Source organism: Curvibacter sp. GW821-FHT09D12, assembly GCF_059416245.1.
The window spans coordinates 95,705-108,437 of sequence record NZ_JBWKOU010000008.1 but is presented as its reverse complement, the minus strand read 5'-3'; the positions used below and the strand labels follow the sequence as shown (position 1 = coordinate 108,437).

Sequence of the window (12,733 nt, the reverse complement as noted above, 5' to 3'; positions counted from 1 at the left end):
CCTCTGTCGCCCGCCCTCAGACCGCCTGGATGGCCTGCACCAACAGGTCAGCCAGGCTTTGTGCTTCTGGATGCAGTCGGGCGCCTTTGTGAACAATCAGGCCCAGGGTGCGTGAGACCGCGGGGTCGGTCAGGGCCACCCCTTTCAGGCCCGATTGGAGCGGGCCCTGCACGGCCAACGCCGGCAAGACAGCCGCCCCCAGCCCCGCTGCCACCAGGCTCAAGGCCCCGGTGACGTGGTTGACCTCGTAGCGGATGGTGGGGCGCATGCCGGTGCGTGCAATGGCACTGTCGATCAGCAGGCGGTTGCCGCTGCTGCTGGACACCGCAATCAAAGGCTCTTTGAGCAGCGTCTTCCAGGACACGCTGCGACGCCGGGCCAGGCCGTGGCTTTCGGGGACCACCACGACGTAGTCCTCGGTTCGGATGGGCACGAACTCCAGATCGGCCTCTTGGCTGCCCAGAAAGTTCACGCCGAAATCCGCATGGCCGTGCAACACGCTGTCCAGCACGGTCTGCGCACTTTCATCGATGATCTTCACCCGCACGCCTTCGTTCAGGCTGCCGTAGTGGGCCAGCACGGCCGGCAGGATGTGATGCGCCACCGAGGGCACGCAGGCCACCGTCACCTTGCCGGTGCGGGCCAAGGCCCGGGCCTCCAGGCCTTGGTAAGCCAGGCGCAACTCTTCCATCACGATCTGCGCATGGGCCTGCAACTGACGGCCTTCGTCCGTCAGTGCAACGCGCCGTGTGGTGCGTTGAAACAACTGGCATTTGAGCTCCAGCTCCAGCTTCTCGATGCGGCGGCTGAGTGCTGGCTGCGAAAGGAACAGGCTCTCCGCCGCGGCCTTGAAGCTGGATTTTTCAGCCACGGCCAGGAAGGCCTGCAGTTCCCCTAATTCGATATTGATGCGCATGAAGCATTTATAAATCAAATTAATGCAATTGAGAAATAGCCGTTGACCCGGCATCATCACGCCGCTTTTGCGCGGGGTCCGCCACGCCATGGCCGCTGCAGGCGGCGGAGCACATTCACCAAAACGATATCCCGGGAAACGAGGAGACTTGCATGACCAAGAAGAAGATGCCCCATCGGGCAGCCTATGCCCTGCCCACGCTGTTGTTGGGCCTGCTGGCCTCGGGCCTGGCTCAGGCCCAGAGCAGCGCCGTGGTCTACGGCATCATGGACGCAGGGGTGCGCAGCACCTCCGGCATGGACCCTGCCAATGCGCGCTCGGTGGGCAGTGCCAGCATGATCAACAGCGGCATCAACACCACCAGCCGCCTGGGCTACCGCGGCACCGAAGATCTGGGCGGCGGGCTGCAGGCCCTGTTCTTTCTGGAGTCGGGGCTGAACATCAACACCGGCGCCACCGCCAGCAGCAGCAAGTTCTTTGACCGCGGCGCTTACACTGGTTTGCGGGGCGATCTGGGTACCCTCACCCTGGGCCGTCAGAACACCTTGCTGGCCGACGCGGTGCTGCCGGTGGACCCCCTGGCCACCCGCTTTGCCAGCTTGAACTCGAATGTGGCGATTGCGGCGCTCAGTGCCCATCAATTGGGCATCGAATATGGTGCTTCGGGCTCCAGCACCGGCAGCTACCGGTTGGACAACTCGGTCAAGTACGCCTATGGCTTTGGCAACACCACGGCTCGGGTCATGCACGCGTTCGGCAACCAGGCCGACAGCAACAGCAAGCTGTCCTCGAACGGGGCCAGCATCGAATACAAGGCTGCAGGTTGGCAGGCCGTCGTGGCCTACACGCAGTTCAAGACGGTCACGGGCCTCACCCTCAACGGCTATGTCAGTGGTGTTGCCGTGCCGGTGGGGGCGGGCAGGCTCAACCTGACCTACAGCGGCCACACCGCAGACACCTCGGCCACGGCCAAGACGCGCAACCAGGTGCTGGGCCTGGGCGGCACCTGGCCCATCACGCCGCAGCTCGATCTGCTGGTCGGGCACTACCGTGTGAACCGGTCGCGCACGGCGGCACTCGATGACGGCTACAACCGGACCATTGCGTTCCTGGAATACAAGCTGTCGAAGCGCTCTCTGGTCTACCTTGAGGCCGACAACACCCGCTGGAAGCGCGACTACCAGGGCGCCGGCCTGAGTGCCACCAGCACCGGTATCTCGCTGGGGATGAAGCACAGCTTCTGAGGGCCCTCCGGGACTGCAGGTGGGCGGGGGGGGGGGGGGGGGGGGGGGGGGGGGTGGCGCTGGCTGCCCCACCCACCCGGTTGCAGAATCCCCAGGCGTTGCACGGCCTTCGTTTGGGAGGCCGCTGCAACCCGACGTCTGGAGCCCACCATGAATCCTTCCGATGACGAATTGGCACGCGCGATCCACGAGGAGATCGCTGCAGCCGCGATAGCGGCACGGCGCTTCGCGATCCGCAACTACTTTCTGGCCTATGCGGTGTCGGGTGTCATCGTGCTGGCCAGCATTGGCTCCGGCATCACCGTGGCCATTGCCGAGATTCCCAAGTGGTTCACGGCCTCATTGGCGGCCCTGCCCGCCGTCATGCTGACGGCCAGCACCGTGTTCCGGTTTGAGCAGAAGTCCGCCTGGTTCTGGAAGAAGACCAAGGCGCTGGATTCGCTGGTGCGCAAGATCCGCTACGAATCGATGGGCACCGTCGAGGCCAGCCAGGCCTTCAGCCGGATCGAAGAAGACCTGGAAAGCGAGTGGATTTCATTCGGCACGGTGGGCCGCAGTCAGGACTGATGGCGCTCGTCTTGCTGGCCTGCTGCCGCATTCAAAGGCTGTGCCGTGTGGCAGGGGCCATTTCGGGCAGGAGGGGCTCTCAGTAACGATGCGGTAAGTCGATGCGGGCGACCATGGGGCATCTTCTCTGTTTTGAAAGAACCTCATGAACGCATTCATCCCACAGATGGCACGGGCCGTGCCTTTGGCGGCCCTGGCCATGTGCCTGGCTTGTGCCCAGAGTGCACGGGCCGACGGTGCACCAGGCGATGCCGATCCCCCCTACGGCTGGGGTGTCGGCGGTGTGGTGTTCCCCCGGGTCCGGGCTTACAAGGACTTCAGGCACAAGACCGAAATCTTCCCCATGGTGACGTACGAGAACGCCTGGGTCCGGGTGTTCGGCCCGGGCCTGGAGTTCAAGCTCGGTCAGGCCGGGCCGGTGGCCTTCGGGCTCACGCTTGGCTACGGGGCCGATGAGGGTTACCAGGCCAAGGATTCGCCCACCCTGGCCGGCATGGCTGATCGCAGGTCCAGCTTCTGGGTGGGCACGCGGGTGGCCTGGCGCACCGAGCTGGCCAACCTGTCGGCCGAGTTGGCGGGCGACGCCTCCGGCTACAGCAAGGGGCAGAAGATCAAGGTCGGGGTGGAACGCCGCTTTGACCTGGGTGGCTTCGGCCTTGCCCCGCGGGCCCAATTGAGCTGGCAGGACCAGAAGTACGTGCAGTACTACTACGGCGTGGAACAGGCCGAAGCCCGAGCCGGCCGTGCGGCCTACCAGGCCAGCGGGGCCCTGAACACCGAATTGGCGGTGCGCCTGGACTACCGGCTGGCGCCCAATCAGACCACCTTTTTGGACCTGGGCGTGACCCGCCTGGGCTCGTCGATCAAGAACAGCCCGTTGGTGGACCGCTCGACGCTGCCCATGCTGCGCATCGGCTATCTTTATCGGTTCTGAGAGGGAGTCGCTTTGTGCAACGTGTCCTGCTGATCGAGGATCACCCCAGGCTGGCCAGCCTGATCAAAAGAGCCCTGGCCCAGGCCGGTGTCGAATGCGATGTGCTGGAGCGCATCGACCAGGGCTGGGCGGCACTTGAAAGCCAGGCCTACTCAGCGGCGCTGGTCGATCGCGGCTTGCCGGATGGCGATGGCCTGTCGCTGATCCGGCGCTGGCGTGACAGTGGCAAGCAACTGCCTTGCCTGATCCTGACCGCGCGCGACGCCTTGCACGACCGGGTTGCCGGGTTGGAGGGCGGCGCCGATGACTACCTCACCAAGCCCTTCCCGCTGGAAGAGCTGGTGGCCCGCACCCGGGCCCTGTTGCGCCGCGCACCGGAGCAGACCTCGCTTGAGCCCCGTTTCGCAGACTTGCAGGTGCAACCCCATAAGGCCTTGTTGGTGTGTGCTCAGCAATCGGTGCAACTGCCGCGCACCGAACTGCAGATCATGCTGACCCTGATCAAGGGCGGGGGCGACCCGATACGGCGCAGCGCCCTGGAGGCGGCGGCCTGGGGCTTGCAGGAGGCGGTCACGCCGAATGCGCTCGATGTGGCCTTGCATCGCCTGCGCAAGAAGATCCTGGCGCTGGGCTCGACTGTGAAGATCCAGAACCTGAGGGGGGTCGGCTATGCGCTTGAAGACCTGTAGATGGGCCGACCTCAGCCTCAGTGCCCGGCTGATGTGGACCTACCTCGTGGCCTGGTTGGTCACGCTGTCGCTGATCGCCCTGGCCATCGTCTGGTTTCTGCGCGGCGATCCGCTGCACTGGGTGGACCACTCCACCCTGGCTGTGGCCACTGAACTGGCGGAGCGCGTGCAGTTCGACGCGCAGGGGTTGCCGACCCAGGTGCTCATTCCGCAAGAGGTGCGATGGCTGTCCGATCTGGCGCCGCTGGATCTGGTCTATCGCGTCTTCGACGATCAGGGCCATGAACTGCTGTGGTCTTCTGAGCGGGCCCGGCAGGTCTGGCCCGGCGCCGCACCGGCCGCTGAACCGCACGAGACCCATGGGCGGGTCTGGGTCGAGGGTTTGCCGCTGCGTGTGCGCACCGTCGCCTTGCCCGCGCCAAGTCAGGGGGAGGACCATCTGTGGTTGCAGGTCGGACTCAGCGAGCGGCTGGTGGTTCTGTTCCATGCCGGCAACGGGACACGGCTGGGGGGGATGATGCTGCTCATGGCGGTGCTCTCGGTGCTGTTGCTGGGCGGGGTTCAGTTCTTTCTGTTCCGTCGTCTGCTGGCCCCCGTGACGCGGCTGTCCGAAGAGGCCGGCCGCATCCAACTCAGTCGCCCCGGCTTGCGTCTGGGCACCGAAGGGGTGTTTCGAGAGCTCAAACCCCTGGTGCTGTCGTTCAACGAGAGCCTGCAGCGGCTGGAGGACGCTTTTGCCCGGCAGCTGAAATTCCTGGCGGACGCCGCCCATGAATTGAAGACACCGTTGGCACTGCTCAAGGGGCAGATGGAGCTGGGCGAAACCGATGCCCGGGCCTTGATCCAGGATGTCGATCAGCTCTCGCGCCAGGTCCAGCAGATGCTGGTGCTGGCCGAGGTGACCGAACCCCGCAGCTACCGCCATGCGGAGTTGGATTGGGAGGCCATCGTCTGGGAGGTGTGCCACTTTCTGGCTCCCCTGGCCCAGCGCGCCGGTGTCGGCCTGGTGCCCGACATCGAATCGGTGCCCCGGGGCGTGCGGGGCGACCACTCAGCATCGTTCGTGCTGCTCAAGAACCTGGTCGAGAACGCCATCGGCTTCGCGCCTGAAGGCTCCATGGTCAGCTTGCGGTTGCAGGCACAGGCCATCGTGGTGCGCGATGTCGGTGCGGGCATCGATCCGGCCGATTTCGCCCACCTCTACGACCGCTTCTGGCGCGGCCCCGGGCGGCGTGATGTGGGGGCCGGCCTGGGACTGGCGATCTGCCTCGAAGTGGCGCAGGCCCATGGCTGGCATCTGAAGGCGCGCAATGCTGAACCCGGGGCCGAATTCAGTCTGAACCTGCTGCCCGTCGCCTCGCCGGGAGGCGCGTCATGGTCCGCCGCCTGACGACCCCTGTGCTGCTGGTGGCCTTTCTGGGCATGGCCAGTTCAGGGCTGATGATGCTGATCGTGGACCAACCCTCGTTCACGCTGCGCATGCACCCGGTGCACAAGTTGTTCGGCATTGTGTTGGTGGCTGCCGTGGGGGTGCATCTGTACACCCAGGCAGCCACCCTGCGGCGCCACCTGAAGGCACCTGCCGCCCGCAGCGTGGCCGGATTGGTGTTGACGCTGTTGGTGATCTGCTACGCACTGGTCTGGATGAACCCCGTGGCGTCTGACCAGGCGCGGCAGCTCGACGACATGGCGCGTCGCATCGAGGTGGGTGAGGCCTGGGAGGCTTCCAAGGCTGCTTCGCCAACTGGCCAGACACCCGGGCCGGGCCTCGAACTCAAGTCGTGCGATGCGCAGGGCGGCGGGCGCCAGGTGCGCCCGCCCGATGGGCTGCTCTGACTCAGTCCAAGCCGGTCTTGCCGGCTGCCCAATAGGCCTTGCTCAACAAGCGATGGCGGGGCACGTCTTGCGCCCGCAGGGCCGGCAGCAGGCTCTGGATGGTGCGTGCCCGCCCGGTCAGGACGTAGCGCGAAGCCGCGTCGGCGCCGGCCAGCACCAGCGCTGACAGGGCGGGTAGGTGGGCGTCGTCGCTTTGGCGGGCCACCAGTTCGGCCTGCAACTGCCAGGTCTGCAGCAGGGCGTGGATGCGCTCGGGCTGGTCGACCTCCAGGACGATGCGGGCCGGCCGCCATGCGGCTGCCAGGCTGATGCTGCTCTCATCCCCGACCAGCACGCCGGTGGCGGCAGGCCAGGCCGACAGGTCCAGCGACCGGCGCGGCCCCATCAAGGCCACGGCCTGCCCCACCCGGGCGTGGCGCACCCATTCGCTGCCCGGGCCGTGTGCCAAGGCGTGGGCCACAAAGCGGGTCTCGCCGGTCTCCGGATTCCAGTCGATGGGGGTGTAGGTGCGGTTCGTCATGCCGGGGCCTACCTTGATCTGCAGTTTGTCCCCAGGTGACCAGGTCAGCCCCTTCAGTGCCTGTCCCTGCACAGAAATCATGAACAGGCCCGGCGCCAATGCCTGGTGCGCGGTGATGACCGCTTGGCGGAAGAACAGCCGTGTCAGAAGCCGGGGCAGGGCTCGGTCCAGGCCGCCAGAATCCGGGACGGGACCTTGCGACGCGAGGTCGTTGCGCCACATCTCCTGAGGGGGTAGAGGCATTGGGTCATCACGCATGGTGTCACTCCTTTGTTTGTTGGGGGGGGGATCTGAGGCTGTTGGTGTTGACAAGGCGTGCTGCGATGTCCGGCCTGAAGCAAGCACTGAAGTCGGCATGGGGGCTGCGCAGGTGGAAGGGCGGCGCTGGAAGGTTCAGTGCGTCTGCTGGATCCTGGCCAGCAGGGCCCTGGCGTCCTGACGGAGGCCTGCTTCGGTCAGCGGTCGGCCCGGGCGATCCGGTGCGGCCAGGGCTTTCTCGAGGTAGGGCAGGGCCTGGTCTGGCAGGCGGGATTCGACCAGGTACTCGGCATAGAAGTAGTTCGGGTCCAGGCCCTGCGGATCAAGTCGCAGAGCCCGGGTCAACAGCGCGCGCGCCTGGGCTTTGTCGCCGAAGCTCAGCGGCCAGCCCGGTGCTTTGTAGTAAAGCACCCCGAGGCCGGTGTAGGCCGTCCCCTCCAGCGCCTGGTCATTGATCCGCAAGGCCTGCTCGAACCGGCTGCGCGCCTGCTTGAGCAGCGGCAGGGCGCTCAGGCCGCCCCTTTCCTGGGCCAGCGAGCCGAGCACGATCCCCTCCCAGATCAGGGGTTCGGCTCGGCCTTCGTAAGTCTCGCTGACCACGTGGGCCTTGGTGGCCAGGCCTTCGAACCACTTTTCACGCTCACTGGCGGCCTTCTGGTAGCGGATGGCTTCCCAGTCTCGCTGCAGCCGGGCGACGGCCGCCTCGACCGGCGGCATTGGCGAGCCCTGGGCCCAGGATGGGCCGAGGCATGCACCCATGAGCATGATCAACAGCGCTCTGCGGCCCCGTGACAAGCTTTGCCGGGCACCTCCGGCGGGCGTTGTCGCGACCCGCTGGCGGGTGGCGGGGAGGGGCCAGGGCAAGAGGGGGCGGACAGCCTTCATGGTCTGAACCTCCGTGCATCAGGTCCAGGCCCGCTCCTCAAAAGGACTTGAGGACGAAAAACAGGCCTGGAGATGACGCATGGTCATCCGGCCTGACTTACTGCAGAGTTACCCGCTTCTGTGATGCTGCGCGGCTTCAGATCAGGCGGAACACCCGGATCACCACAGCCGCGCGCTCCGGGCGCAGGCTGTCGAGCATGCCCACGTGCACATGGTCGTTCAGCCAGCCATAACGGCCCTCGGGGGCCACGATCTCCAGGGTTGAGAACGCGTAGCGGGCGCGCCCGTCCTTGGGCGGCCGCACCAGCACCTTGTTGCGCACCGAGATGATCACGCCGTCATGCGTCTGCAACTCGTACACCGCGTCCAGCGAGCGGGCACCATCGCGTCGGATCAGTTGGCGGTCGGCCCCACCCGGTAGCACCTTGCCCTTCAGACCCGGGCCTTCAAACGTGCCGCCGGCAATCGGCACCATGCGACGCTCGCCCCAGGGTGACTGGCCCAGGTCCAGCGTGGGCTCCAGATCGCAGACCGCTTCGTAGACGAATTCGGTGCGTGGCAAGGCCATGGGTACCCGGTCGGTGGTGGCTGTGCTGGGCCCCGGTGCGGCCCGGGCGGGCGTGGCCATCAGGCCGGTACCGGCCAGCAGGCCGGCCCCCAGCCAACGGCGTCGTGGCATCGAAGGCGTGCCCTTCTGGCCGGTTTCAGAGACATCTGCCGTCATGACGCTTGCTCCTCATCGGCAGCTGAAGCTGGCGGCCGACTCCACATTGCCCGAACCGTTGTAACGGGCCACCTTCGGGTAGGGGCACAGTGGGCGGGTACGGTTGGGTGACCAACTGGTGGGCACGTCGGCGTTGGTTGAGGCAATCGAGCCACCAACGCCCCGAGCGGAGGCCAGCACGCTGTCCGGGGCCTTGCCGTACTCCACCCAGTTCACGATGGCGTCCACCATGTCGTAGTTGTCGGTGGCGGGCCCGCCTCGCGAGTGGCCCATGCCCGGAACAACGAACAGCCGTGCCGCCACCTGGGCCTTGTCATTCCAGGCGGCCTGGAAGTTGCTGTACCAATTGATCGTGTCCTGGACCGAGAACACCGGGTCGGCCGAGCCTTGCACCAGAATCATCTTGCCCCCGTTGCCAACCATCTTGCTCATCAGCAGGTCAGGTGGGGTCATGAAGGCCATGGCCGACTGGGTGTAGGTGGCGTTGGTGGCGAAGATCTTCGGCGCATCGGTGTCGAAATTGAAGCCGAGCACGAAGTTCAGGATGCTTGGGTCGACGCCGGTCATCACGCTGGGCAAGGTGGGTGGGGTCGTGAACACAAAGCCCACGGACAGCGGATCGCGTGGTCCGGTGGCGTTGGCGGTCTTCCAGGTGAACCAGCCTGAGGAGGAGCTGTTGTAGATGCCGGCATCCCAGAGGAACTGGGTGTAGAGCAACTGGCCGGCCGAGTTCTTGGCCCCCGCGTGCATGTTGGCCAATACCGTTTTCTGGCCGGCGCTCAGGCAGGTGCCATCGGGCGTGCCGGCGCAGGTGGACACATCGGTACTGATGTTGAAGGCTGTCTGACAGGCCTGGATGTCGTTGACCGACTGATCGGCCACGCCATCGAGGCTGTCGCACTTGGCAATGATGGCGTTGGAGACCAGTTTCAGGTCGCGGCTGACGTTGAAGCTGGTCGACACATCGGGCAGGCCAGCCTTGGCGCCGCTGCTGAACTTGCTGGAGATGGTGGCCAGCTGGTTGGCGCCCCAGAGCTGGGCCACAGCCGCCTTGGGCAGGTTGAAACCCGGCGAGCCGGCCACAAAACCGTCGAACTGGTCGCCAAAGCGCGAGGCCGCCACCATGGCGTGGCGCCCCCCGTTCGATGTCCCCACGATGTAGGAGCGGTCAGGCTGCTTGCCGAAGTATTGCTTGATCAAGGTCTTGGCCATCGGGGTCAGGCTGCCTACTGCGTTGTAGCCGTAATCCAGGCGCGCTTGCGGGTCGATGCCGAACACGCCTCCATTGATGTTGGCGTTCACCGTGGTGTCGGGCTGGTGGCCTGCATCGGTGCTCAGGGTGGCAAAGCCTTTGGTCAGTCCTGTGGAGGCTTGCCCGCCGCCGAGGATGTCGCCCACGGCCGCCACCACCGAGCCATCCAGACCGCCGTTGGGCTGGTAGAAAAAGCGGCCGTTCCATTGGGTGGGCAGACGCATCTCGAAGCCGATGCCATAGGGGCGTCCATCCAGGGCACCCGTGCGGGGGTTCAGGGTGCCCACCACGTCGCAGTACTCGGGGTTGGTGATGGTCACGCCGCTGCTGCCAGCCGCCTCATTGGAGCCGGCTGCCACCAGCTTGACGGATGTGACGGTCAGGTTGCTGTACGAAAAAGTGGCCGCGCTGCAACTGGCGGCCGGAATGGCACCGACCGCCGCCCTGGGCCCGGAGTCACCGCCGCCGCAGGCGGAGAGCGAGAAAGCCAGGCACGCCATGCCGAGCGAACTCAGTCGGTACATGGCGGTGGGCGCTGAAAACGGGGGGGTCAAAGGCGTTGGCTTCGTGAACATGGCGTTGCAGATGGTGTGGTGAGTTTGAGATTGAAGATAACGTTGTCATTTTCAATATGCTTACATTAATGAACTAAATTGATCGATGAAACCGTATAAACCCTGGGGCATGGCTTGGGCTTCCCATGGCAGAGATGATCTCGCTATGGCGCATTTGGCGCATTTGGCGTCTGTGCATGGATGGGGCGTCATTTGAAGACACTGATGAACTTGGCGACGGCTCATTCGCCAGCAGGTATGTACTTATATTTTTGAAATTTCAAAACGGCGGGCCTGAGCGGTCAAAAGAATGTGGCGGGCCGCGCAGTGGTCTTTTTGGAATCGGATGCAAGGCGCGGTGCGCTGTCGATAGCCCGGCTATCGACAAGTGCCGCAATGCCGCAGACCGCCTGAAAAGGCCACGGCCCGAAGGGTTGGCGCGAAATCGGGCACGAACCCGGATGTGTGGCGCCCCGCCCGCTTGCATGGGCACAAGCCCATGCGGCGCATCCGGGCCACCCACTCATCCCGATTGCGCTCCAACGCGGCCCGTGCGAGATCGTCAACAGGCGCTCACTGATGGCGGCATGGTGCATCACCAGCAGCAGGGTGCACAGCCCGCGCAGCGTGGCCAGTCCGGCCAGTCCGGCCTATTGCGGGCTGGCAGGGCGGGGCGGCGGCTGCATGGTGTTCAGCCCGCGTTGGCGGGGCTCGCAGGCAGCAGGGCCTTGGCCGCTTCGATGCGCAGGGCCAGGGCTACGCCGGGGTCGTCCATCACAGCACGCAAGAAGGCCTGCGGGCTCAAGCCAGGACCAGGCCCGGCGCTGGTGTGGGGGGTGGCTGGTGGGCCCATCGGCGCAGGCGCCGCCGCCTGTGCCTTGTGGGCTTGGGGCGCTGGCGCGGGTTGCAAGCGCTCCCAGGCCTGCAGCATGTCGCCAGGGCGCATGCTGGTCAGCCGGGCCAGCAGATCGGCCTGGGCCTCGGGGCCGGGGGGCAGGTCGATGGCGGGTTCGTCGGCAAACACGGCGGCCAGGTCAGGCGCCACAAAGGCCGACCACAGCCCGGTGTCGGGCCGCAGCGCTGGCACCTGGGGCACGCCCTGGCCAGGCTGGGGCAGCAGCCGCAGGCGCCGCGCCGGCACACCGGGCAGGTAGCGCGCGCAAAGGGCCTGCAAAAAGGCCTGGGCTTGGGCCAGTGGCATCGCTTGGGCCCACGAAAACCACAGCTGGTAGCCGTCCAGCCCATTCACGGCGATGGCCGGCGCTGGCAGGCCCAGGTCGGCCTGCACCCCTTGCCAGAGGGCCGACAGCGCCGGCCAGTCGGCCGGGCGGGCCAGTTCCAGCACGGCGCCTCGCAACGCACCGTCGGGGCCGGTCAGTGCCAACTCGGCCACATCGCCTTCAGGCGGCGGGGCGCCCGTGGGGAGGTACAGGCGGCACAGCTCGGATTGCAGTCGGTTCATGGTGGTCGGGCCAGGGGGCGATGTGGGTGGCGGAACTCTAACCCAGCCCGAGCGCCATCAGCCCATGGTGCGCACCGAACTGCTCACCGCCCTGGCGCACTGCAGCAGCGGTGGGGCCAACCTGCGCTCGGCCTCCTCCAGGGTCCATCGGCTGGTGGGGGCCACCACGTGGATGGCGCCCAGCGGGCGGCCACTGGCGCCAAGTACGGGTGCGGCCAGTGTCATGTCGCCCAGAAAGAGCTCCTCGCGGTTGATGGCGTAACCGCGCTGGCGCGTCTGGCGCAGTGCCTCCAGGATGGCCTCCACGGTCGTCAGGGTGTGCTGTGTATGGGCCACCCGGTGTGCCGCCTCAATCAGGGCCTGGGCTTCGGCCTCGGGCAGTGCACTCAGGTAGGCCCGGCCTGAGCCGGTGCAGTACATGGGGATGCGGCTGCCGATGGGCATGTGCACCGGCACGAACTGGGCGCTCACAAAGCGGGCCACATAGACCATTTCGTCACCATCGCCCTCGGTCAGGCACGAGGTTTCGGTCGTGACGTTCGACAACTCGGACAGGAAGGGGTTGGCAATCTCGATCATCGGATTGGCCGACAGGTAGTTGAATCCGATCTCCATCACCCGCGGAGCGAGTTGGTAGCGCCGGGTCTGCGGGTGTTTGCGCAGGTAACCCAACTGTTCCAGCGTATAGACCATGCGTTGGGCCGAGCTTTTGTTGATCCCCACTGCTTCGCCCACCTCGGCGATCGTCATGGTGCGGCGCTGGCCATTGAAGGCGCGCAGCACGCCCAGTCCTTTCTCAAGCGACTGGTTGAACAGCAAGCTGTTGCCGCCGGCTGCCGGCGCGTCGGCAGCACTTGTCTTCAGGGTGTCTTGGGTGGGGATCATGTCGGTC

At 66.0% G+C, this 12,733-nt stretch carries 13 protein-coding genes; 6 read left to right on the top strand and 7 right to left on the bottom strand.

Going from position 1 to position 12,733, the window contains the following annotated elements; all coding sequences use genetic code 11:
* Positions 1–16: 16 nt before the first annotated feature.
* Positions 17–916, bottom strand: a complete 900-nt coding sequence (locus AC07PT_RS14850) for a LysR family transcriptional regulator (protein ID WP_492346048.1) — start codon at positions 914–916, stop codon at positions 17–19.
* Positions 917–1,068: 152 nt separating this feature from the next.
* On the opposite strand from AC07PT_RS14850, the gene AC07PT_RS14845 reads away from it, so the two are divergent.
* The 6 genes from AC07PT_RS14845 (at position 1,069) to AC07PT_RS14820 (ending at position 6,186) form a co-directional block, all read left to right on the top strand.
* On the top strand, positions 1,069–2,160 hold the full coding sequence (locus AC07PT_RS14845; RefSeq protein WP_492346047.1) for a porin: 1,092 nt from the start codon (positions 1,069–1,071) through the stop codon (positions 2,158–2,160).
* 150 nt (positions 2,161–2,310) lie between these two features.
* Positions 2,311–2,727, top strand: coding sequence for a hypothetical protein (locus tag AC07PT_RS14840; protein WP_492346046.1), 417 nt, complete (start codon positions 2,311–2,313; stop codon positions 2,725–2,727).
* A gap of 145 nt (positions 2,728–2,872) precedes the next feature.
* Positions 2,873–3,661 (top strand): MipA/OmpV family protein, encoded by a 789-nt coding sequence (locus AC07PT_RS14835; protein WP_494657107.1) that lies wholly within the window; start codon positions 2,873–2,875, stop codon positions 3,659–3,661.
* A 14-nt stretch (positions 3,662–3,675) separates the two neighbouring features.
* The gene (locus AC07PT_RS14830; RefSeq protein ID WP_492346044.1) at positions 3,676–4,350 is read left to right on the top strand and encodes a response regulator transcription factor; all 675 of its coding nucleotides are present in this window, start codon (positions 3,676–3,678) and stop codon (positions 4,348–4,350) included.
* Positions 4,331–5,740 carry a sensor histidine kinase gene (locus AC07PT_RS14825; protein ID WP_494657106.1) on the top strand — a complete coding sequence of 470 codons (1,410 nt, stop codon included), beginning with the start codon at positions 4,331–4,333 and terminating at the stop codon, positions 5,738–5,740. The genes AC07PT_RS14830 and AC07PT_RS14825 overlap by 20 nt, the downstream gene beginning before the upstream one ends.
* Entirely contained in the window at positions 5,725–6,186 is a 462-nt protein-coding gene (locus AC07PT_RS14820; RefSeq protein ID WP_494657105.1) for a DUF4405 domain-containing protein, read from the top strand. Before AC07PT_RS14825 ends, AC07PT_RS14820 begins: the two co-directional genes overlap by 16 nt.
* 1 nt (position 6,187) lies before the next feature.
* Here AC07PT_RS14820 and AC07PT_RS14815 read toward each other — a convergent pair whose 3' ends face one another.
* The 6 genes from AC07PT_RS14815 to AC07PT_RS14790 all read right to left on the bottom strand — a co-directional run bounded on the left by AC07PT_RS14815 (position 6,188) and on the right by AC07PT_RS14790 (position 12,726).
* Entirely contained in the window at positions 6,188–6,964 is a 777-nt protein-coding gene (locus tag AC07PT_RS14815) for a siderophore-interacting protein (protein WP_494657104.1), read from the bottom strand.
* 135 nt (positions 6,965–7,099) lie between these two features.
* Positions 7,100–7,723: a hypothetical protein gene (locus tag AC07PT_RS14810; protein WP_492346040.1), complete on the bottom strand. Its 624-nt coding sequence runs from the start codon at positions 7,721–7,723 to the stop codon at positions 7,100–7,102.
* 262 nt (positions 7,724–7,985) lie between these two features.
* Positions 7,986–8,573 (bottom strand): DUF3237 domain-containing protein, encoded by a 588-nt coding sequence (locus AC07PT_RS14805; RefSeq protein WP_494657103.1) that lies wholly within the window; start codon positions 8,571–8,573, stop codon positions 7,986–7,988.
* A gap of 12 nt (positions 8,574–8,585) precedes the next feature.
* Positions 8,586–10,349, bottom strand: a complete 1,764-nt coding sequence (locus tag AC07PT_RS14800) for a tannase/feruloyl esterase family alpha/beta hydrolase (protein ID WP_494657236.1) — start codon at positions 10,347–10,349, stop codon at positions 8,586–8,588.
* Between the two features lie 721 nt (positions 10,350–11,070).
* Entirely contained in the window at positions 11,071–11,841 is a 771-nt protein-coding gene (locus AC07PT_RS14795; RefSeq protein ID WP_494657102.1) for a hypothetical protein, read from the bottom strand.
* A gap of 57 nt (positions 11,842–11,898) precedes the next feature.
* Entirely contained in the window at positions 11,899–12,726 is an 828-nt protein-coding gene (locus AC07PT_RS14790; protein ID WP_494657101.1) for an IclR family transcriptional regulator, read from the bottom strand.
* Positions 12,727–12,733: the final 7 nt, after the last annotated feature.